Genomic DNA, 22,632 nt, shown 5'->3' on the forward strand with positions numbered 1-22,632 from the left:
TCACGTCCTTTCGGGAATCGCGTCATTTCGAGCCCATCTCGAAAAAATTGGGCAGCGGGATCAGCCGGGCAAAGATCGTGTCCTGGCTGAACACCCTGAGTTCCAGCATCGACCCGGACGATCGTTCGGCTTTCTGGTCGAACAGGAAATTGCCGAGCGAATAGATCTCCGCAACATCGCCGCCGCCGAGCGGCAGGATCGCCTCGCTCGATACATGTGGATGACCGCCGACGATTGCCGTGACACCGCGCAGCCGCATCTGGTCGGCAAGCATCTCCTCGCGCGGCGACGGCTCCGTCTTGTACTCGCGGCCCCAATGGACGAAGGCAATCACCGGCCGCTCGGCATTGTCGTGCAGCAGCCGGTCGAGCAAAGCAGGCGTCAGAAGGTCGGTGTTCCTGGAGCCGTTGGTATCGATGTCGGTCAGCCCGACCAGGTCGAGATCGGCAAGCGCCAGCGTCTCGCCCTGCCCGAAATGGGCGATGCCGGCCGCATCGAGTGCGGCCAGCGTCTCGGCATAGCCTGACGGGCCGAGGTCGTAGGCGTGATTGTTGGCCAGGCTGACAGCGGCGACATGCAATTTCTTGAGCATGTCGATGGCGAGGTCTGCGGGCATGGCCAGCGTCATGTCGTCGATCGCTTCAGGGACGTTGGGCAGGATCACGCCTTCGAGATTGACGATCAGCGGCCGCGAGCGGGTCAGGGCCAGCACGCTTTCGACGATCTTCTCGGCAACACCGTCGCGGACCAGGATCTTCTTCATGGCGCGGCCGAAATTCACGTCGCCCGCGAAATAGTAGAGCTTGTCGTCGGGACGGGCAGGATTGTTGAAGCCGGGGCCGAAGGTGCCGAACAGCGCCACGACATAGCTGGTGGTGCGCTCGACATAGTCGCTTGAATGCGCCTGCGAGTTCTCGTTGGCGACGACCAGCGGCGCAGCACCGAACAGTTCGCGCTGCAGCCTGGTCTGGATATAGAGCGCACCGACCGAATCGGCGTGATCCGGCTGGCGCAGCGCCGCGATGCCGTCGAGCGAACCGGCGGCGAGCATGTTCAGCGTCTGCTGGTCGAAACGCCTGGCTTCGTGCTGCGGCAGATAGTGGGAGAAATCGGTGGATTCGACGATCAGCGTGTCCTTGTCGACGATCGCTTTCAGCGCCTGCGCCAGCCGGTCCCAGTCGGCTCGCTTGGCTTTGACCGACATCGCCACCGGCACGATTTCAGCTTCGGGGAAATAGTGATGCAGGAAAGGCAGCATCGCCTGCACGCCATGCTCCCTGGCGAACAGGCAGGAGTCTTCGACCATGTCGCTGTTCGCTTCCAGAAGGTGCACGGCTTCCGTGTCGGCCTGGACTGGACCGAGCACTGTTTCAAAACCGCGCGGCGTCGTGGCGAAGAGTTTCTGCGTCTCGTGGAAATGGTCCGGCGACAGGATGACGATGCGCTTGTAGCGGAAGCCGGACGCGGCGTGCAAACCGAGTGCGACGAGATCTGCGACGAGCAGGTGGTGGGGGACTGTGATGCCGGTGAGGCGTTGGTTGGACGGCTCGATTCTGGCGACGGCGGCGATGGCGTCGGTGAAGAGTGTGGGGTCGGAGTAGAAGGACGGGAAGTTTGTGTCGCCGGGCGGGCAGGTGATGGGGGCGGCAGACGCTTGAAGCACTGAGAGGATAAGCAAGGCGGTGGCAAAGACCAGAATGCTGGTCCGTGCCCAGGCACCCCCCGCTGTCCTGCCGGACATCTCCCCCGCAAGGGGGGAGATTGGATGTCGCCTCGGCTTTCGCCAATCATCAACCTTGAAAATAGATCTCCAGCAATGAAGAGACTGATCTCCCCCCTTGCGGGGGAGATGGCCGGCAGGCCAGAGGGGGGTGCCTGGGCGCCGACCTCTCACGGCTCAGCCAGCACAATGTTCTCCACGCCGCCGACATAGTAGAACGGCTTCTGCTTGGACGCGGTCAGCCGCAGCACTTCGCGCGAAATGTAGTCGGCGAGGCCGAACAGCGTCACGCCGCCGTCGGAGGTCTTGGCCCGGCCGCGCAGGCCTTCGAGGATCGAATAGGTGAAGACGCCATGGCCGAGCTCGGGCAGTTCGGCGGCGGTGTTGTTGGCAGCGGTGGCCGAGAAGACGACGATGCGTGCGTCCTGCGCGTCTTTTTCCAGGCGCGGGTTGAAGGCGTTGGCGGCGTGGCAGGTGTCGAGCAGCATGAAGCGCAGGCCCTTGGCCCGCTCAACCGATTTCTGGATGTCGCCCCAGTCGACCAGCGAGGAGCGCTTCCAGCGGTCGGGATCCTGTTTGCGGCCGTCCGTGGGGATGAAATAATAGTCTTCGTCGATGTTGATGCCGTGACCGGCGACGAAAATGATGGTGGTGTCGTTCTCGCCGGGTTTGTCGAGGAAATCGGCGAGCTGGTCGTCGATCGTGTCGGAATCCGGCTCCAGGATGCTGTCGGCGTTGGCGACCTTGAAAACGTCCTTGCCGGCATCGGGCGCCTCATCCAGCGCTTCGCGGTTGACCAGAACCAGCGTCTCCATCGCCGAAAACAAGGGCGCGGATTTCTGCGAAATCACCTTGAGGAATTCAGTGGCGTCATCGACGGGATAGCGCAGATCGCAGGCGTGGCCAGCGCATGCATCGGTGAGGAAAGGATATTTGTCGACGCCGATCACGGCGACGTAGAGCTTGCCCTTGTTGGCTGGACTTTCGGTTTTCCTGGCAAGTGCTGTGACACTGCGCTCGGTCAGATAGCCGAACTCGTTGGTGCCGGTGATGCGAATGGTGTTTTCGCCATTCTCGACCGGCACTTCGACGATGGTGCTCTTGCCGCCATCGATTGACCGAGCGGTGACATCGCCGACATTGCGGCTGTCCGACAGGATCGAAAATCCGGCGACATCGGCGCCGGCTTCCTGCGCGCCCGAAATCTCGACGGCGACATAGCCCTCGCGGACGTTGCTCTGGTCGGCGGCAAGCTTGATGCCGAATTCCGGCGGTTTGCGCTCGAGCAGCTTTTCCAGCTCGCGGTCGACGCCGGGGCGCATTTCCTGGACCGCCTGTTCGGCGCTGCGCAGGATGATGGCCCGGCGCACCATTTCCGGGCTCCAGAGATATTTCTTCAGCTGGCCGGCGCTGATGAAACGCCCTTCGTGGTCGCGGCCCTGATTGACGTGCCAGCCGATCAACTTGTCGCCATCGGCGGAGGAATAATAGTAGCCCTGCGGCATCCAGGCGATCCATTCGGAGCCGGCGAAGAACATCGACACTATCAGTTTGTGGCTCTTCAAATTCCACAACCGCACGGTCTGGTCGGCGCTGCCGGTGACCAACAGCCCTTCCTTCTCGGCGGCAACCATGGCGTTGATCTCGCCGGTGTGGCCGGTGAATTCACCCGATACATCGGCGGTCGCGGTTTTGTATTCCAACAGCGTGCCGTCGCTGCCGCCGGTGATCAGGCCAAGCCCATTGCCGATCAGCGTGTAAGCCGAATGGACGAAGCCATTGGTGGCGGAATTCTCGATGCTGTGCATCACCTTTCCGCCGCTCGCGATTTCGAGCACGGCATTCTCCAGGCCGTCCTTGCCGCCGGGGGCAGCACGGAGCGACCACTCACCCTCTGCGAGTGCCGCGCGGGCATAGGCGCCCTGTTCCGCAAACGCCACCGGGTCCTCGAAGAACCGCTCGGCCGTCGGTAGCGCCAGCACCTTGTCCAGCGTGCCCTGCAGCTCGGGACAGGACACGCGTTCAGGGCAGGGGTTGGTGTTGCCCCAAGCGATGGAGCTGCTCGCCGCATCGATCCCGATCGCCGTCACCGGTTCGCCGACCCCTTGCAGCAGCGCCTTGCGCTCGCCGGTCATGGGGTTCCAGACCTGGATGGCGTTGCGGGTGCCGCCGGCTGTCGCCACCAGCGAGCCGTCGGCATTGCCGGCGCCAGCAAAGACCGTGCCGTCATGGCCGTTATAGTCGAGCAGTTGCTCGCCGCTGTCGATATTCCAGACCGCCGAGCGATGCTTGTCGGCGCAGCGATAGCTGCATGACGCAACAAGCCGCGAACCCGTGGCGAAGCTCAGAGCGCCGATCTGGAAATCCTGCTTCGGCATGGCGCGGACGAATTTGCCGTCGCTGGCCCGCCAGAGCTGGACGTCACCGTCCTTGCTGCCAGTGGCAAACAGGCTGCCATCCAATGACACGGCGAGTGCGGCGACGCCGACATCCCGCAGCGGTTCGGCCTCGGTCGGCAAGGCGATTTCCTCAGCCTTGGCCACATCCCAGAGCCTTATGCCGTTGTCGGTGGTCGTCGCCACCAGCCGGGTTCCCGCAGCGGCGAAGGCGAGCTTTTCCACACGCCAGGAATCGGCATCGAGTTTTTCCGCCAGCGTCCAGCCCGACGCGGATTTGTCGTCCGCCCGCCAGAGGTAGACGAAACCATCGCCACCGCCGGCGGCGAGCGTGTTTCCGTCGGGTGAAAAGGCGACATCATAGATGGCATAGTCGGCGGCCTTGAGCACGGTTTTGATCTTGCCGGTGGCGAAATCGAACAGCCTGATATCGCCATAAGGGGCCTTGTCGCCGATGCCGGCGCCGAAATAACCGCCGGCGGCGATCGTCTTGCCATCCGGCGACACGGCAATCGCAAAGACCTTGCCGTCATTGCCATTGCCAAGATAGCCGCGAATGGTGCGCAGCGTCACCCCGCTCTGCCAGTCCCAGATGCGGATGGTCTTGTCGTCAGATGCGGAGACCAGTTCCTCGCCGTCCGGCGTGAAGGCAAGGTCGGTGACCCTGGCGCTGTGGCCGCCGGTGTTGAGATCGAGATGGAAATCGAGGTCCTCGGCACGGGCGACCGACGCCAGCGCCAGAAGACCGAGCATGACCAGCCACCGGAAAGCACGCAGGGCATGGGAGCTGACCGGCACCTTGTTGCGCCGCTATTTGGAGACGGCGGACGGCGGCGACCCGTGACGCACATAATTCTCGATCGCCTGGGCATAACTGGCGGAACCGGCCTTGCGTTCTTTTTCGATGTAGCCGGCAAAATAGCTCCAGAACGACACCGCATAGTCGCGGAAATAGGCATCGGCGACATCGCGCGAACAGAGCTTGCCCTCAACGCAGATGGAGAGACGATTGAGGAAATAGACGATGCGATCAAAATTGTCGTTGAAATCGGCGCTCGGCATGGTGCCGCCGCCGGCAGTCATCGCCTCGATGCCAATGCGTTGCCGGAAGACCTGTTCCTCGGTCGGCGACGGCGTGGCGCTGAGCAGATTGTCGTATTTGGCGTTGAGCGACGAGAGGCGCTCCTTGAGCGCGCGCTGCGCCTGCTGAAAATCCTTGCTTTCCCAAAGCTCGACCAGCGACATCGTCTGCTCGACGCGCTTCTGTTCCTGGTTTGCGAGAAACTGGAAGACCGAGAAGGCCAGGGTGAAGACGATCGCCAGGCGCACGGCGAGACCCGACCAGGCGTAGATCAGCATGCGCCAGTCGCGGTCGGTGAAGGGGTTGGCTTCCTTCTTGATCTCGTGACTGCTCGGCCACGGAAAGCCTTCGGTGGTTTCGGGCAAGGTCGCCGGCTTCTTGGCCGGCGGAGGCGCCGATGTGGCCGGCGATTTCTGCGTTGCAGTGCCCCCCGGCTTTTTCATCCGCAGCTGTCCAGTTGGATGATGGCGGTGGGATCGAGCACGATGCCGGGTGTCTCCAGCTTCTTTTTCAGGCAATCGAGCTGCGTGCGCGAAATCATGAACTGCACGTCCGGTTCGGCAGCCGCCTTGCTGGGTGACGGCAAGGGCTCGACCACGCCGCGCGAGGCGCAGCTGGAGAGATCGACGACAACGGCCGTGTTGCCGGTCTTGGCGATCTGGTCGTACTGGTCGAGAAAGCAGGTGGCGAGCTCGGAATTGGTGACGATCTGCTTGGCGCAGAGGCCGCAATTCTCGTCCGCCGAGGCGCTGGCAACCAGCAACAGGCTGCCGGCAAGGCCGACCGTCGCTGCACGCCAGGAGAGCACGGGGATAGTCACTGATGTCCTCATCTGTTGCATCCGGCCGCGGCGCATAGAAGTGTCGCGAGCCGGGAATGTTCATATATCACGCCGGCAAGAGCCGGCGAAGCGATGTCAGGTCAGGCGCGGGGCACCGTCTCCATCGGGAAGATCATCACCGCGCCTTTGGGACCGCTCTTGTCGGCAAGCCGCATCACCGAGCGCGTCGCCGGCGCCATGCCGATGTCGGCCAGCATGTCGGAAAAACCAGGCGTTCCCGATGCGGCACGCGTCACGGCGCGCACGCCTTCCTGGGCAAGAAAGCTCAGATCCTCTTTCTCGCTTTGCGGCGGCGCCTCGGTCAGCACGGCAATCATTCGCTCCATGCCGAAGCTGGTGTCGGTGAAGGCGAGCAGCCCTTCCTTCAGGCCCTGATCGGCCTGCTGATTGATCGGGGCCAGCCGCTCGGCGACGATGTGGGTGATCGAATAGTCGCTGCCGATATACAGCACGTTGATGTCGACGAACTCGTCGGACTCGTTCTTGGCCGCAATGTGTACCTGATCGCCCGGCGAAACGCGCGGCACCGTTGACGATTCGATCGGCTCCAGCGCATCGCTGTCCTGGCGCTTGATCAGGAACTGGACGCTGACCTCGTCCGGCCGGTAGTCGGACGCCGCGGCGAGCCGCGACAGGCCGGTGGCGCGGAAGATCGTGGTCAGGGTCTTGGCTGTGTTTTCCGCAAGCTTGTCGCGGCCATCCTGATGGATGACGACGCGCGGCGGCTTGCTGCCGTCCTTCAAGCTGATGTCGCCGGACGCCGGCAGGAACCACAGCGCCGGTTCGTCGCTGGCGTTGGCGGCAGCGCCGTCCATGGATTTTTCGCGCAGCACCGCAAGCCGCAGATCGGCGCTCTTGCCGGGCTCGACCAGCGCGATGTGAAAGCCGGACTTCGGCTTCGCCACCAATTCGTCCAGAACCGAATTGACCAGCTCGGTTTCTTTTTCGAGCCCTGCGGTCGGCGCCGGCTTTGCCACCAGCAGCTTGTAGTCGACTGCGAGTTCGGCAACGCGCGCATAGGCGCCGGCGGGCACCGCCGTCGGCGCAAGCGCCGGCTTGCCGTCGAATTCGACCGGTGCGAGCTGGCTTTCGAGGTTTTTTGCCGATTTCACTTCGAGATAGCCGACGGCGTCGGAGAGATTCGACAGCGCCGAAGGCAAAATGGCGAGCTTGCTGCCGGGGGTCAGACCCTGCAGCAGCCCGGCGCCGATCGCGGCATCGCCGTCCTTGACGGCAATCGGCCATTGCATGACGGCGTCGGTCTTGTCGGTGCCGAACACGCGGGCGTCCAGTTCGCCCTCGAACAGGGGCGTCGGCCTTGTGCGGCCATCGGCCGAATATTGCTGCAGCACGGCCTGGCCGAGCTGGCGATAGGTGACGTTGGGGTTCTCGGCCAATTTCGACAGGATCGTGAAGGTGAACAGGCCGAAGCGCGGCGCGTCGGGCGTGCCCTTGGGCAGCGGCATTTCCGGCGTCGTCTCGACCGTCTGCGCGGCATAGAAGGCGACCAGCTTGCCCCGGGCAATTGGCTCTGCGCCGGTCGGCGTCAGGTTGAAGGCCGGCTTGCGGCCGCCATTCTCGTCGAAACCGCGCGATGCGCTTGCCGAGATGTCGTCATAGGCCTTCACCGCGGCTGCTCTCGCCGCGTCGTCGCCGCCGACGAGGTCGGCGAACTCGACCTTGCGCTCCAGTTCGTCATCGACTTCCGCGGCGCGCGTCGCGGTGCCGGAATGGCAGCAGTCGAACACCACCCAGACAAAGGCGCCCTTGTTGCGGATGGCGTCGAGTGCGGCGCCGACTTCGTTGTCGACCAGCGCGTTCGGCACGCCCTCTTCGCGGTTGATCCATTTGTCGATATCGGAGGGCAGGAAAATCTCGTCGAGGCCGTCGGTCTCGTCGCCGGCCTTGGCCTGCGGCTGCTGGGCGCCGTGGCCCGACAGATGCAGATAGACGAAATCGTCGCGTTGCACCTTGCCGGCGAGGTCGGCAAGGGCGGCCTTGATCGCCGCATGCGTCGGCGGGCCGTTGGCGCCTTCGACGTCCTTGGCGAGCAGGATCACATTCTCGGCCGAGAACTTCACCGGATCGGGCGTGTTCTTCAGGAGATAGTCGCGCACCAGGCCGGCATCGTTCTTCGGCCCGATCAGCCAGTTCTTCTGCGGCAGGTTCGGATAGTCGGTGCAGGCAACCAGCAGCGCGTGATAGGTGCGCGAGGCGGCGAGAGCGCGGAACGAGACATTACCGGCAGCCACAAGCGCCGACGTGCCGACGAGCAGCGTCCGTCGTGTCAGTTTGATCATAATTGCTTCCCCAAGCCCGACCGAATTTGCAAGTGCGGCACCTTTCGTCGCGAATTTTGTCAGTATTTTGAATGTGGTCGGTGCCGTCAATCGGCGGTGGTGGTCATGGTGTCGATGGCGATAACGGAAACAGTGGCAAAAAGCCCGCTTCATCGCTATCTCAAGGGAATTGAGACCGCCGCATTGATTGCGAGCGGCGCTGGATCAAACAGGATAGAACATGATGTCGTCCGAGAACCGCTTCACACTTTTCGGCATCATGCACTAAACGATCGGAAAACGGGATCATGGCGGCAAGGGATGTGCTGACGAAGAATCAGCTGAGCGTGCTCGAGAAGCTTGAGGCCGCCAGCGGACCGCTCAGCGCCTATACGCTTCTCGACCAGCTGCGCGAGCGCGGTTTCCGCGCGCCGCTACAGGTTTACCGGGCGCTCGACAGCCTGGTGAAGTCAGGCTTCGTGCACCGGTTGGAAAGCCTCAACTCCTTCGTCGCCTGCGCCGAACCGCACGACCATACGCATTCGATGACAGCCTTCGCTATCTGCGACACATGCGGGCAGGTGATGGAGATGTCCGACCATGACGTCGACCATCGGCTGGACGAATGGGTGCGCTCGACCGGGTTTGCTGCTAAGAAGGCGGTGATCGAGTTTCGAGGGACGTGTGCCAAGTGCCTGGCTGAGGCTGCCTAACGTTTCGACGCTGGCGGGACAGCACCCCCCTCTGTCCTGCCGGACATCTCCCCCGCAAGGGGGGAGATTGGCAGTTCAAGCGCTGCGCCCATGCAGCAACGTCGGAGATTGGCGAAACCGGCGCTAATGCGCCTCGTCCCAGTTGTTCGCCGCCCGCGCGTCGACATGCAGCGGCACCGACATCGAGATGGCCGGCATCGGCGCGTTCTCCATCACCCTGCGCACCACGGGGATCGTCGCCTCGACTTCCGCTTCAACCGTCTCGAAGATCAATTCGTCATGCACCTGCAAGAGCATGCGGGCGGACAGGCCGGCCTTTTCCAGCGCCTCGTCCATATGCACCATGGCGCGGCGGATGATATCGGCAGCGGTGCCTTGCAGCCTGGCGTTGATCGAGGCGCGCTCGTTGAAGGCACGGATCGACGGGTTTGACGACCGGATCTCAGGATAGTGGATGCGGCGGCCGAAGATGGTTTCGACGAAGCCATGCTCGCGGGCATAGGCTTTTGTTGCCTCGATATAGTCGCGGATGCCGGGGAAACGCTCGAAGTATTTCTTGATGTAGGCGCCGGCCTCCTCGCGCGGGATCGACAGCTGGTTGGCCAGCCCAAAGGCCGAGATGCCGTAGATGATGCCGAAATTGATCGCCTTGGCGCGGCGGCGCACTTCGGAAGGCATGCCTTCGACCGGCACGTTGAACATTTCCGAGGCGGTGATGGCGTGGATGTCGGCGCCATCGGCGAAGGCCTGCTTCAACTGCGGGATCTCGGCGACGTGGGCAAGCACGCGCAGTTCGATCTGGCTGTAGTCGGCCGAGACCAGTTTCTGGCCCTTGTCGGCGATGAAGGCCGTCCTGATCTTGCGTCCCTCCGCGGTGCGCACCGGGATGTTCTGCAGATTGGGATCGGAGGAGGACAGCCGGCCCGTCGTCGTTGCGGCCAGCGCATAGGAGGTGTGCACGCGCCTGGTGTCGGGATGGATGAAGCCGGGCAGCGCGTCGGTGTAGGTCGATTTCAGCTTGGTCAGCTGACGCCAGTCGACGATCTTGCGCGGCAGTTCGTGGCCTTCGGCGGCGAGGTCTTCCAGAAGCTGCGCGGAGGTCGACCATTGCCCGGTCTTGGTCTTGGAGCCGCCGGGCAGGCCCATGCGGCCGAACAGGATGTCGCCGAGTTGCTTTGGCGACCCGATGTTGATGCGCTCGCCGACAAGGCGGTAGATCTCCTCCTCCAGCCGTGCAGCGCCTTGTGCCAGCTCGCCGGAGAGCCGCGACAGGATCTGGCGGTCGACCGAGATCCCGCGCTGTTCCATCCGGGCCAACACCGGCACCAGCGGCCGCTCCAGCCGCTCATAGACCGAGACGAGGCCCTTGGCGGCAAGCCGCGGCTTCAGCACCTGCCACAGCCGCAGCGTCACGTCGGCATGGCCGGCGGCGTAGGTGGTCGCCCGGTCGATGTCGACCTGGTCGAAGCCGACCGAGCTTCTGCCTGAACCGGCGAGATCCTTGAGCGGCGTCGTGGCATGGCCGAGCCATTTGTCGGCAAGCGAGGACAAAGTGTGGTGGCCGGTGCCGGCGTCGAGCACATAGGAAATCAACATCGTGTCGTCGAAGGGTGCGATATCGATGCCGTGGCGGCTCATGACGACGATGTCGTATTTGGCGTCCTGGGCGATCTTGAGCACCGATTTGTCTTCCAGCAGCGGCTTCAGCAGCGCCAGCGCCTCGCGGACCGGAATCTGGTTCTCCAGCGTGCCGCCGCCGAGCAGGTCGCCGGCGCCGCTCTTGTGGGCGAGCGGCACATAGGCGGCGCGGCCGGGGCCGATCGCCAGGGAGAAACCGATGAGGTCGGCCAGCATCGGATCGGAAGACGTGGTTTCGGTGTCGAAGGCGACGATCCCGGTCTCCTTGGCTTGGGCCAGCCAGGTCTTGAGCGTCGCCGTGTCGCGGATGGCGACATAGGCGGCGGGATCGATTTTGGCCGCAGCGGCCGTTTCCAGGCGAAGTGCGGCAAGCAGCGAAGGGGCGTCGCCGGCCCTGGCGGTTTCGGTTTTGGCTTCATCCTGTGTTGCCGCAGGCGCCGCTATGCCGGAACCGACATCGGGGCCGTGCGCGGTGTCGGCGCGCTCGACGGTGACGGCGACAGCCTGCACATCGCCGGCTTCGGTGCTGGTCGCTTCAGCAACGCGCCGGGTCAGCGAGGTGAATTCCATGGTTTTGAGAAAGCCGATCAGCTTCGGCCCATCCGGCGCATGCAGCACGAAATCGTCGAGCCCGTCTGTCACCGGCACGTCGTTCTTCAGCGTCACCAGCTGGCGCGATATGCGCGCCTTGTCGGCATTGGCGATGATGGATTCGCGCCTCTTGTCCTGCTTGATCTCGCTGGCCCGGGCGAGCAGCCCGTCAAGGTCGCCGAACTGTTCCAGAAGCTGCGCCGCCGTTTTCGGCCCGATGCCGGGTACGCCCGGCACATTGTCGACGGAGTCGCCGGTCAGCGCCTGCAGGTCGATCATCTTTTCCGGCGGCACACCCCATTTCTCGATGACTTCGGGGATGCCGATCTGGCGGTCCTTCATCGGGTCGTACATGCCGACCGTGGGTCCGACCAGCTGCATCAGATCCTTGTCAGAGGAGATGATAGTGGTGTCGCCGCCGGCCTCGCACGCCAGCCTGGCATAAGTGGCGATGAGGTCGTCGGCCTCGTAGCCTTCGATCTCGATGCAGGGCAGGTTGAAGGCCACGGTTGCCTGGCGGATCAGACCGAATTGCGGGATCAGGTCTTCGGGCGGCGCGTTGCGGTTGGCCTTGTATTCCGGGTAGAGATCGTTGCGGAAGGTTTTCGACGAATAATCGAAAATGACCGCTAAATGCGTCGGCACGATGCCTACATCGGTGTTGCGGGCGTCCTGCATCAGCTTCCACAACATGTTGCAGAAGCCGGAGACCGCGCCGACCGGCAGCCCATCGGATTTGCGGGTCAGCGGCGGCAGCGCATGATAGGCGCGAAAGATGTAGCCGGAGCCGTCGATAAGGAAGAGATGGTCGCCTTTTTTCATGCCGGCAGGGATAGCGCGGCAGGACGGCGCGGTCCATGGCAAAGGCGGGCTTCCAACAGGTGTTGCGGCGACATGCTGACAGAGCCTGCCTGCCGATAGGTCCTGCTGCTGTTTGCCTCGGCGCTCACGGCTATGTTACAAAAGTGTAATTTTTGTGCCCTTGAAACGCCACGATCCGAGACACAAATAAGGGTCATCGGCAGTTTTCGCCGAGTCCGGAGCAAGGCCCGTCCCCCGCCTATCCCGGACAATTGCGGCAGCCTATCCCCCTCTCCGGGCTGCCGCATCGTTTCGAGTAAAAGACCGCCGTGGTTCCCCTCCACCACGGCGGTTCTTTTTTGCCTTCTGACAAGTGTTTACGGTCCGTGGTCCAACGATCGCGGGCTTTTCGTTTTGATGCGCTGCCTTTACGGTCCCGGCACCGAAAAGAAAGGCCCGCAGTAATGTCCACCATTTCCTCCGTCCTAGACCGTCTCGACAAAAATCTCGACCATAGCCTGGAGCGCCTGTTCGGCCTGCTTCGCATCAAGTCGATCTCGACCGATTCCGACTATGCCGCCGACTGCCGCAAGGCCGCCGAATGGCTGGTGGCGGACCTCAAGCTGATCGGCTTCGACGCTTCGGTGCGCGACACGCCGGGACACCCGATGGTGGTTGCGCACCATGAAGCCCCCGCCGGTTCGCCGCATGTGCTGTTTTACGGCCATTACGACGTGCAGCCGGTCGATCCGATCGAGCTTTGGGAGAACGACCCGTTTGCGCCGGCGGTCAAGGAGATCGAGCCCGGTCACAAGGTAATCACCGGCCGTGGCTCGGCCGACGACAAGGGGCAGCTGATGACCTTCGTCGAGGCCTGCCGCGCCTGGAAGCAGGTGCATGGCAATCTGCCCTGCCGCATCACCATCCTGTTCGAGGGCGAGGAGGAGTCAGGTTCGCCGTCGCTCAAGCCGTTCCTCGAGGCCAATGCCGATGAGCTCAAGGCCGATTTCGCTCTGGTCTGCGACACAGGCATGTGGGACCGCGAAACGCCGTCGATCTGCGTTTCGCTGCGCGGAATGGTCGGCGAGGAGGTCACGGTCAAGGCCGCCGATCGCGACCTGCATTCGGGCCTCTATGGCGGCGCCGCCGCCAACCCGATCCGCATCCTGGCGAAAATCCTCGCCGACATCCATGACGAGAACGGCCACATCACCATTCCCGGCTTCTATGACGGGGTCGAGGAAACGCCGTCGCAGATCCTGAAATCATGGGAAACTCTGGGCGAGACCGCCGAAACCTTCCTCGGACCGATCGGCCTGTCGATCCCGTCGGGCGAAAAAGGCCGCTCGGTGATGGAACTGACCTGGGCGCGGCCGACGGCCGAGTTCAACGGCATCATCGGCGGCTATACCGGCAAGGGGTTCAAGACGGTGATCGCGGCGGAAGCGTCGTCCAAAATCTCCTTCCGCCTCGTCCACAAGCAGGACCCCGAGAAGATCCGCGCCGCTTTCCGGAAATTCGTCAAGACGCGCATTCCCGGGGACTGTTCGGTCGAATTCCACCCGCATGGCGGCGGGCCGGCAATTCAGCTTTCCTACGACTCGCCATTCCTGGCCAAGGCCAAGACTGCGCTGTCGGATGAATGGCCGAAGCCAGCGGTGACGACGGGCAGCGGCGGCTCGATACCGGTGGTCGGCGACTTCCAGACCTATCTCGGCATGGAATCGCTGCTGGTCGGGTTCGGCCTCGACGACGATCGCATCCACTCGCCCAACGAGAAATACGAGCTGACCTCCTTCCACAAGGGCCAGCGCTCCTGGGCGCGCATTCTCGATGCGCTGACGCGCTGAGGAGGCTGGGAAGTTTTCTTGTTGATTTTTCAGCGGATCGCGGCGAGGACGAGTTACGCCGCGATCCGGAGACAACTATGCCCGACATCCGCTTCCACAAGAACGATCTGCCCGACCTCGCCCACTACAATGTCGACGCGGTGGCCATCGATACCGAGACGCTGGGGTTGAACCCGCACCGCGACCGGCTGTGCGTGGTGCAGATCTCTCCGGGCGATGGCTCCGCCGACGTGATCCAGATCGCGCCCGGCCAGAAGAAAGCGCCGAACCTCGTCAGCCTGCTGCGCAACCGCGGCATCACCAAGCTTTTCCATTACGGCCGTTTCGACCTCGCCGTGCTGTACAATGCATTTGGGGTGATGCCCGAGCCGGTGTTCTGCACCAAGATCGCCTCGCGGCTGACCCGCACCTATACCGACCGGCACGGGCTGAAGGACATCTGCTTCGAACTGCTCGGCGTCGGCCTGTCGAAGGCGCAGCAATCGTCGGACTGGGCGGCCGAGACCCTGTCGCCCGAACAGCTCGAATATGCCGCTTCCGACGTTCTCTATCTGCACCGTCTGCGCGAGGTGCTGGCTGGACGCCTGGCGCGGGACGGGCGCACCAAGGAAGCCGACGCCTGCTTCCGCTTCCTGCCGACGCGTGCCAAGCTCGATTTGATGGGTTGGGACGAAGAGGATATTTTTGCCCACAGCTGATGGCCTTCGGATAACTCTTCCGGCAGCCTTGCAACCAGACACGCGTCGTGGCGTTCTGTCGACTCAATGAGGGGGATGACGTGGCAGACCGCAAACCGATAGCGACCGCCCCGACGGATGGATCCAAGGTCACTGTCCTGTGGAAGGACGGCGCCGGCGTCGTCAGCGAATCCGTCGGGCAATATCGCGACGGCGCCTGGTGGGTCTACACCGACAGCGATACCCAGAAAAAGGTCGACCCGACCAGCTGGCGGCCAGTCTCCAGCGACGATGACGACGACCAATGAGCGTCCTGGCGGGTGCAACTGCTTTCGCATAGCCTGAAGTCGTTGATATCGAGGCCGATTCGGGGCCTTCCGCTCCGTAGCCTCTCTTCCTGGAGGAACGCGTCATGGGCATCGAAAGCCTTCTCATCTTCATCATCATCGGCGCCATTGCCGGCTGGCTCGCCGGCCTCATCGTCTCGGGCTTCGGCTTCGGCCTCATCGGCAACATCATCGTCGGCATTATCGGCGCCCTGATCGCCGGCTGGCTATTTCCAAGGCTCGGCTTCGCGGCGGCATTCTGGCTGCCATCATCAACGCCACGATCGGCGCCGTCATCCTGCTGGTGCTGGTCAAGGTTCTGAAGCGAGCTTGACGCTCTAAGTTTTCATTCAACGCAATTCCTCAGGAGAAAGCCTGTGCTTTCCTGGAATTGCTGCCAAAGGAGCGCGCCGTGAAACAGAACACTCTCTATCTCCTTGTCGGCGCGCTCGTTGTCGTGGTCATCGCGCTCGGTGCATATGTCTATCACGAACAGACCAAGCCCAAGGGCGTCGAACTGAAGATCGACGACAAGGGCATTTCGATCCAGCAGAATTGAAATATTCGGGGTAGCCAGGGCCTCTGCCTTTTGCGGCAGACAGGCCGCGAGGATGCGGCTTTCGGACCCAGTTGGCGGCAGCGGATTTTAGAAATTCTTAAGGAATTTCAGAAGGGTGCATAAACCCTGCTTTAACGCGCCCTTAAACCGCCGCATCTACCCTCCAACCCGAGCGCCATTGACACCGGGAAGACAGCGCAACGCATGGCGAACCGCAGAGACAGTCGCATCGAACCCAGCTTCGAGGGATCGCCAAAGGCGAAATCCGCGGCCGGTTTTTCGGTGAACGAGGAGGATCGGGTCGTGCCGGCCAATCGCAAATCATCTTCGGCGCGCAAAACCTCCAAGGCAAAATCATCGTCACGCGGCAAGCGCGGCAAACCCCGGCGCGGGCTGTTCGGCGTGATGGCGCGGATGTTCTACTGGTGCTTCGTGCTCTGCATCTGGGGCGGCATCGCGGTGGCCGGCATTGTCATCTATTACGGCGCCAAGATGCCGGCGGCCACCACCTGGTCGATCCCCGACCGCGCGCCCAACATCAAGATCGTCTCGGTCGACGGGCAACTGCTTGCCAACCGCGGCATGAGCGGCGGGGAGGCGGTCGGCCTGCACGAAATGTCGCCCTACATTCCGGAAGCCGTCATCGCCATCGAGGATCGCCGCTTCTATTCGCATTTCGGCATCGACCCGATCGGCCTATCGCGCGCCATGGTGACCAATGTTCTGGGCCGGCGTTTCTCGCAGGGCGGCTCGACGCTGACCCAGCAGCTGGCCAAGAACCTGTTCCTGAAGCCCGACCGCACGCTGGAGCGCAAGGTGCAGGAAGTGCTGCTGTCGCTCTGGCTGGAGCACAAGCATACCAAGGACCAGATCCTCGAAATGTACCTCAACCGGGTTTATTTCGGCTCCGGCGCCTATGGCGTCGAGGCGGCCTCGCGTCGCTATTTCGGCAAGAGCGCGCGCGATGTCACTCTGTCGGAGGCGGCCCTTCTCGCCGGCCTCTTGAAGGCGCCGTCGCGACTGTCGCCGGCGCGGGATCCGAAGGCGGCGGAGGAGCGCTCGCAACTGGTGCTGGCCGCCATGCGCGACGAAGGCAAGATCAGCGCCAAGGAACTGGCCTCGGCGATGAGCGCGCCGGCAACGCGCGCGCCATCCTATTGGACCGGCTCGGAAAACTATGTCGCCGACACCATCATGGAAGAATTGCCCGATTTGATTGGTGACGTGCGCAGCGACATCGTCGTCGACACCACCGTCGACCTCAACCTGCAGAAGCTCGCCGAACAGTCGATCCGCCGGCTGATCGACGAGAGCGGCAAGAAGCTCAATGTCAGCCAAGGCGCGCTGGTCTCGATCGACAATTCCGGCGCCGTGCGCGCCATGGTCGGCGGCTACGACTATTCGACCAGCCAGTTCGACCGCGCCTCCGAAGCACGCCGCCAGCCGGGCTCGGCGTTCAAGCCGTTCGTCTATATGGCCGCGCTGGAAGCCGGCCGCACGCCCGACAGCGTGCGCAACGACGCACCGATCAAGATCGGCAAGTGGACACCGGACAATTACGGCGGCAAGTATTTCGGCAAGGTGACGTTGGCGACCGCTTTGGCGAAGTCGCTGAATTCCGTCGCCGCACAGCTGACCATGGAAGTCGGGCCCGACGCCGTGGTCGAGGCGGCGCACCGTATGGGCATTCAGTCCGATCTGATCGCCAACACCTCGATCGCGCTCGGCACTTCGGAGGTGACGCCGCTGGAGCTGACATCGGCCTATGTGCCGTTCGCCAATGGCGGCTACAAGCCCGACATCCATTTCATCCGCCGCATCACCACGACCGAAGGCAAGGTGCTCTATGACGACAATGGCGGCAGCGCGCCGCGCGTCGTCAAGCAGAACATTGTCGGCATGATGAACTCGATGATGACCGGCACGGTCGAGATCGGCACGGCGAAGAAGGCGGCCTTCGCCTGGCCGTCTGCCGGCAAGACCGGAACCAGCCAGAATTCGCGCGACGCCTGGTTCGTCGGTTACACCGCAAACCTCACCACCGGCGTATGGTTCGGCAATGATGACGGCACGCCGATGAAGAAGGTCACCGGTGGCGCGCTGCCGGCACAGGCCTGGCACGAATTCATGGTGGCGGCGCATGAAGGCGTGCCGGTCAGGCCGCTGCCCGGGACCTGGAAATCGACGCCGCCCGACACCATCGTGCCCGACGATATTCCGTCAGTCGATAACAATCAGGCGGCGCCGTTGCCTGCCGTGGCCGTCAGCCGTTCGGAGCCTGCTGCCGCGCCGGCACCTGCTGCTGTACCCGCACAAGCACCGGTCCGCCGTCCGGCCGAAACGGTCGATGCCGACGGCTTCGACATGCCGGGCGACGGCGGCACCACGGCCTCGATCAAGCACCCGGTACCGCCGGGCAGCGTCGGCGGCCCGGCCAAGAAGCGGAAAACCTCAATCCTGGATATTCTCGGCGGCGGCTGAGCGGCTCGTCATTCTGGCTTCAAACCAATGGCGAGCTGGCAATCCGTTCCTCATATGAGAGCTGAGTTGACAATTCGGCCTCTCGCCACCTCCGCCGCATTCGGCTACATCTCCGGCCGGAGTGACAGACATGGCTGAGACCGACACCAGAAAAACCATCGTGCTGACCGGAGCCAGCCGCGGCATCGGCCATGCCACGGTCAAGCGCTTTTCGCGTGAGGGCTGGCGGGTCATCACCTGTTCGCGCCAGGCTTTTGCCGAGGATTGCCCGTGGCCGGCCGGCCCAGAGGACCACATCAAGGTCGATCTCGCCGACCAGGAGGATGTCGGCATCGCCGTCTCGGAGATCCGTCACCGGCTGGAAGCGCATGGCGGGCAATTGCACGCGCTGGTCAACAATGCCGGCATTTCGCCGAAGCTCAAGGACGGCAACAGCCGCATGGATTCGATCGACACGCCGATGCATGTCTGGCGCGATGTGTTCCAGGTGAATTTCTTCGCGCCGATCATGCTCGCGCGGGGCCTCTTCAAGGAGCTTGCTGCAGCGAAAGGTTCGATCGTCAACGTCACCTCGATCGCCGGCACGCGCGTGCATCCTTTCGCCGGCACCGCCTATGCGACCTCGAAGGCGGCGCTCGGCTCGCTGACGCGCGAGATGGCGCATGATTTCGGCCCGCACGGCATCCGCGTCAATGCGATTGCGCCGGGCGAGATCGACACCGCGATCCTGTCGCCTGGCACCGACAAGATCGTCGAGACGATCCCACTCAGGCGCCTTGGCGCCACCTCGGAAGTCGCCGACATCATCTTCTTCCTGTGCTCGCAGCAGGCGTCCTATGTGACGGGCTCGGAAATCCACATCAATGGCGGCCAGCACGTCTGAGCACTGACAGACTGCTCATTCGGCGATGGTGAGAACAGCCTTGCCGCTGAAGCTGCGCTGTCGCAGGGCGTCCAGAGCCTGGGCGATGTCTGTCCACGGCACGGTCATGGACACACGGGTTTCCAGCCGGCCAGCCGCGACCAGAGCGAGCAGCGAGGCGATGTCCGCGCCAATGGCTGGACCGGATGTGTAGTAGGCGAAAGTCTGAAGCCTCGCTCCCTCATGGCCCGGAACGAACTGTCTGAAGCCAACCGGCGTGAGTTCGCTGCTGCTCGAACCGAACATGACGATGGTGCCGCCGGGGGCGACGCGGTCGATGGCATGGGCGAGGCTTTGGCCGCCGACCGACTCGGTGATCAGAGAGAATGGCCCTTCGGCCAGTTCGATCGACTCGACGACCTCGTGAGCACCAAGACCGCGGAGATCCTCGGCGTGCCGGGCGGCGGCGATTGCAATCACCGCGGCGCCTTGCTCGCGGGCGATCTGGATCTGGAAACGGCCGACCGCGCCGCTGGCGCCGGTGATCAACACCTGCTGTCCCGCGAGGTCGCCGCCATGGCGCAAGACCCTGAGAGCCGTCGTGCCCGCGACCGGAAGCGTGGCGGCGGACCCGAAGCTGACCTCGTCCGGGATGACGGCGAGGCGGTCGGTCGGAACGGCGACCTGTTCGGCCCAGCCGGCCTCGTCGACCAAAGCCACAACCCGGGCGCCGACGGCAGGCCCGGAGCCATCGGCTGCCGCCCGCTTGATTACTCCAACCACGTCCTGGCCAGGTATCCCGCCTTCCGGGCGTATGGTGAGCAGGCGCAATTCACCGCGGTTCAAGGAGGTTGCGTGGACGCAGACAAGCGCTTCGTTGGGGAGGGGCCGAGGGTCCTCGACCTCGGCGAGACTGATCCGGGTGATGCTCTCGGGAGAGATGACAAGCGCGCGCATGGGAAGCCTTCCTGCCGGTTTGTGACATGCCAGCCACGAACCAGAGTCTATCGACTCCCCGCATCAAAGAATTTAGCTATCACCGCGAATAGTCGCTAAAAGCCATCAATCATGAGGCAGCCGCTCCGCTACCCCTGGGTCAATTTCGATGTCGATGATGTGCAGGCACCTGCGATTGCCGTGCGCGTCGATGTCACCGAAACCAAAGCGGAAGTCGCCGCCCATTGGCACCGCAAGGGCCAGCTCGTCTTCGCGCTCGGCGGTGGCGTCACTTGCCGCGTCCCGAGCGGCCTGTGGATGGTGCCGCCGCATTGCGGTGTGTGGATTCCTGGCAGTATGGAACACAGCAACATCGCGACCGCCAATGCGCGGATCTTCTTCGTCTATATCGAGCCGGGAGCCGCCGATCTGCCGGACCGGTGCTGCACGCTGTCGATCTCGCCATTGTTGCGCGAACTGATCATCGAGCTGGCCGATCGCGTGGAGGAAGATGAGGCGAGGGACGGGCTCTTGACCACGATCCTGCTTTCGGAACTGCCGCGCATGCCTGTCCAGCAGCTGCATCTGCCGATCTCCGCCGAGCCGCGCTTGCGGCGGATCGCCGAAGCGTTGGCGCAGAACCCTGCCGATCGCAGCACGCTTGCCGAGTGGGCCAACCGTGTTGCGCTCTCAGAAAGCAGCCTCGCCCGTCTCATCGTGAAGCAGACCGGCCTGAGCTTCGGCCGCTGGCGCCAGCAATTGCACCTGATCGTCGCCATAAGGGAGCTGGCCTCGGGTGCCAGCGTGCAGCAGGTTTCAGGCGATCTTGGCTATGGCTCCGTCACCGCCTTCATCACCATGTTCAAGAAGGCGCTTGGCAAGCCGCCGGCAAAGTATCTCGCCAGCGTCGCGCACAATGGCGGCTCCGCCTTCGTTGGATGATCGATGCGCCTGTGGCAAGCCTCAGGCCGGGGAGGGCTCAATGGCTTCGGGGCGCGGCATCGGCTTTTGCTCCAGCACTTCTTGCACGATGCCGCGGGCGATCTCGCGTTCGCCCATGATGACGGTGTCGGCGCCGAGCCCCATCAGGTGCTCGACCTCGGCATCGGAATGGGCCCGCGCTATGACGTTGATGCCGGGATTCGCGGCGCGTGCCCTGAGCACGATCTGCCCGGCCTCGAACGCGTTGGGGATGGCAAGGATCAAGCGTTTGGCCCCCTGCGGATTGGCGGCGGCAAACACGCCCCCATTGGCCGCATTGCCGGAGACGATTTCGACGCCGTCGTCTCTGAGCCTCGCCAGCGTCTTGTCGGCGTCCTCGATGACCAGGAAGGGCAGCGATGCCTGTTTCAGCGCCGCGCCGACCAGGCTGCCGACGCGGCCGTAGCCGATCAGGATGGTGTGGCCCGAAAGCGTTGTGCGTGGCGGTGGGCCATTCTCTTTTGCCGCGGCGGCCACCGAGGCCACTTGTCCGGGCTGCGTCGCCGGGCCGACCGGCTTGGCCTCTTCCGGTGGTGCTGCCTTGGCGGCGCGCGCGTCCAGCCATGGCTTCATCCAGTCGAGGGCGAGGAACATCAGCGGATTGACCAGGATCGACAGGATGGCGCCTGCCAGGATCAGGTCGCGTCCCTGTTCGGGCAACAGCTTCAGCCCGACGCCGAGCTCCGCCAGGATGAAGGAGAATTCGCCGATCTGCGCGAGGCTGGCCGAGATCATCAAGGCGGTTCCCAGCGGATAGCGGAAGGCGATGACGATAACGAAGGCGGCCAGCGACTTGCCGATGACGATGATGGCCAGCGTCGCCAGGATCGGCCAGCCATTGCTCATCAGGCTGAACGGATCGAACAGCATGCCGACCGAGACGAAGAACAGCACCGAGAAGGCGTCGCGCAGCGGCAGTGATTCCTCCGCCGCGCGGTGGCTGAGCTCGGATTCGCTCATGATCATGCCGGCGAAGAAGGCACCGAGCGCCAGCGAGACGCCGAACAGTTTGGCGGCGCCGAAGGCGACGCCGAGCGCGATCGCCAGCACCGCCAGCCGGAACAGTTCGCGCGAGCCGGTATGGGCGACGTAATGCAGGATCCACGGAATGACGCGGCGGCCAACCACCAGCATGACGATGACGAAGGCGACGACCTTGGCCAGCGTGAGGCCGACGACGCCCCAGATGCCGAAGCTGGCCGGCAGCGACAAAAGGCTCGCATGGTCATCGACCTGCGGCTGGCCGCCGAGCACGCCGGCCAACGCCGGCAAAAGCACCAGCGCCAGCACCATGGCGAGGTCCTCGACGATCAGCCAGCCGACGGCGATGCGGCCGCGCTCGGTCTCGATCAGCCGTCGCTCCTGCAACGCGCGCAACAGCACCACTGTGGACGCGACGGAAAGCGCCAGGCCGAAGACGAGGCCTGCGCCCATCGACCAGCCGAGCATCCAGGCAAGGCCGGCGCCCAGCGCGGTGGCAAAGCCGATCTGGACGATGGCGCCGGGTACGGCGATGGCGCGGACGGAGAGAAGATCCTTCAGCGAGAAATGCAGGCCGACGCCGAACATGAGCAGGATGACGCCGATTTCGGCCAGCTCATTGGCAAGACCGGCATCGGCGACGAAACCCGGCGTGTTCGGTCCAACCAGCACGCCGGCGACGAGATAGCCGACCAGCGGCGGGATGCGAAAACGGTTGGCGAGCGCCCCGAAGATGAATGCCAGCCCCAGACCGGCGACGATGGTGGCGATAAGGGGCGTGTCATGCGGCATTGTCTATGGAGCGCCTTTCGGGAAATGTCGGGTGTGCGCCGCCCGCAGCCGCCGCCTTTGCAATATGGTGGAGGGGGTGCGGGCGACGCAACCCGCGAGACGTAAATTGGTGGCCAGAGGCGCCGAA

16 protein-coding genes and 1 pseudogene are annotated in these 22,632 nt (G+C 63.7%); 9 read left to right on the forward strand and 8 right to left on the reverse strand.

Annotation, left to right across the window (positions count from 1 at the left end):
* Positions 1–22: 22 nt before the first annotated feature.
* The 5 genes from amrB to NKH22_RS17725 form a co-directional block, all read right to left on the reverse strand.
* Entirely contained in the window at positions 23–1,741 is a 1,719-nt protein-coding gene (gene amrB, locus NKH22_RS17705; RefSeq protein WP_023747029.1) for an AmmeMemoRadiSam system protein B, read from the reverse strand.
* A gap of 149 nt (positions 1,742–1,890) precedes the next feature.
* Positions 1,891–4,869, reverse strand: a complete 2,979-nt coding sequence (locus NKH22_RS17710) for a hypothetical protein (RefSeq protein ID WP_352910287.1) — start codon at positions 4,867–4,869, stop codon at positions 1,891–1,893.
* Between the two features lie 57 nt (positions 4,870–4,926).
* Positions 4,927–5,640: a DUF4760 domain-containing protein gene (locus tag NKH22_RS17715; protein WP_352910290.1), complete on the reverse strand. Its 714-nt coding sequence runs from the start codon at positions 5,638–5,640 to the stop codon at positions 4,927–4,929.
* Positions 5,637–6,029, reverse strand: a complete 393-nt coding sequence (locus tag NKH22_RS17720) for a hypothetical protein (RefSeq protein ID WP_027049727.1) — start codon at positions 6,027–6,029, stop codon at positions 5,637–5,639. The genes NKH22_RS17715 and NKH22_RS17720 overlap by 4 nt, the downstream gene beginning before the upstream one ends.
* A gap of 89 nt (positions 6,030–6,118) precedes the next feature.
* The gene (locus NKH22_RS17725) at positions 6,119–8,338 is read right to left on the reverse strand and encodes a caspase family protein (protein WP_352910293.1); all 2,220 of its coding nucleotides are present in this window, start codon (positions 8,336–8,338) and stop codon (positions 6,119–6,121) included.
* Between the two features lie 287 nt (positions 8,339–8,625).
* Here NKH22_RS17725 and NKH22_RS17730 point away from each other — a divergent pair, with 287 nt between their 5' ends.
* Positions 8,626–9,030 (forward strand): Fur family transcriptional regulator, encoded by a 405-nt coding sequence (locus NKH22_RS17730; RefSeq protein WP_023669789.1) that lies wholly within the window; start codon positions 8,626–8,628, stop codon positions 9,028–9,030.
* Between the two features lie 123 nt (positions 9,031–9,153).
* On the opposite strand, the gene polA is transcribed toward NKH22_RS17730, so the two are convergent.
* Positions 9,154–12,081: a DNA polymerase I gene (gene polA, locus NKH22_RS17735; RefSeq protein ID WP_352910453.1), complete on the reverse strand. Its 2,928-nt coding sequence runs from the start codon at positions 12,079–12,081 to the stop codon at positions 9,154–9,156.
* A 443-nt stretch (positions 12,082–12,524) separates the two neighbouring features.
* On the opposite strand from polA, the gene NKH22_RS17740 reads away from it, so the two are divergent.
* The 7 genes and pseudogenes from NKH22_RS17740 to NKH22_RS17770 all read left to right on the forward strand — a co-directional run bounded on the left by NKH22_RS17740 (position 12,525) and on the right by NKH22_RS17770 (position 18,836).
* Complete coding sequence (locus tag NKH22_RS17740; protein WP_352910296.1) at positions 12,525–13,910, forward strand: M20/M25/M40 family metallo-hydrolase; 1,386 nt, start codon at positions 12,525–12,527, stop codon at positions 13,908–13,910.
* 77 nt (positions 13,911–13,987) lie between these two features.
* Positions 13,988–14,608, forward strand: a complete 621-nt coding sequence (locus tag NKH22_RS17745; protein WP_023669784.1) for a ribonuclease D — start codon at positions 13,988–13,990, stop codon at positions 14,606–14,608.
* 80 nt (positions 14,609–14,688) lie between these two features.
* Positions 14,689–14,895, forward strand: coding sequence for a hypothetical protein (locus tag NKH22_RS17750; RefSeq protein ID WP_023683046.1), 207 nt, complete (start codon positions 14,689–14,691; stop codon positions 14,893–14,895).
* 104 nt (positions 14,896–14,999) lie between these two features.
* Positions 15,000–15,247, forward strand: a pseudogene (locus NKH22_RS17755) (GlsB/YeaQ/YmgE family stress response membrane protein).
* Between the two features lie 78 nt (positions 15,248–15,325).
* Positions 15,326–15,472 (forward strand): hypothetical protein, encoded by a 147-nt coding sequence (locus NKH22_RS17760; RefSeq protein ID WP_023686592.1) that lies wholly within the window; start codon positions 15,326–15,328, stop codon positions 15,470–15,472.
* Between the two features lie 204 nt (positions 15,473–15,676).
* Complete coding sequence (locus tag NKH22_RS17765; protein WP_352910299.1) at positions 15,677–17,953, forward strand: transglycosylase domain-containing protein; 2,277 nt, start codon at positions 15,677–15,679, stop codon at positions 17,951–17,953.
* Positions 17,954–18,083: 130 nt separating this feature from the next.
* Entirely contained in the window at positions 18,084–18,836 is a 753-nt protein-coding gene (locus NKH22_RS17770; RefSeq protein ID WP_023669777.1) for an SDR family NAD(P)-dependent oxidoreductase, read from the forward strand.
* A gap of 15 nt (positions 18,837–18,851) precedes the next feature.
* Here the strand turns inward: NKH22_RS17770 and NKH22_RS17775 are convergent, their stop codons facing one another.
* Positions 18,852–19,772, reverse strand: coding sequence for a zinc-binding dehydrogenase (locus NKH22_RS17775; protein WP_352803143.1), 921 nt, complete (start codon positions 19,770–19,772; stop codon positions 18,852–18,854).
* Positions 19,773–19,883: 111 nt separating this feature from the next.
* On the opposite strand from NKH22_RS17775, the gene NKH22_RS17780 reads away from it, so the two are divergent.
* On the forward strand, positions 19,884–20,693 hold the full coding sequence (locus tag NKH22_RS17780; protein ID WP_023754252.1) for an AraC family transcriptional regulator: 810 nt from the start codon (positions 19,884–19,886) through the stop codon (positions 20,691–20,693).
* Positions 20,694–20,714: 21 nt separating this feature from the next.
* On the opposite strand, the gene NKH22_RS17785 is transcribed toward NKH22_RS17780, so the two are convergent.
* Complete coding sequence (locus tag NKH22_RS17785) at positions 20,715–22,505, reverse strand: cation:proton antiporter domain-containing protein (protein WP_023754253.1); 1,791 nt, start codon at positions 22,503–22,505, stop codon at positions 20,715–20,717.
* Between the last annotated feature and the right edge of the window lie 127 nt (positions 22,506–22,632).

The organism is Mesorhizobium sp. M1252 (assembly GCF_040318265.1).
Classification (GTDB): Bacteria; Pseudomonadota; Alphaproteobacteria; order Rhizobiales; family Rhizobiaceae; genus Mesorhizobium.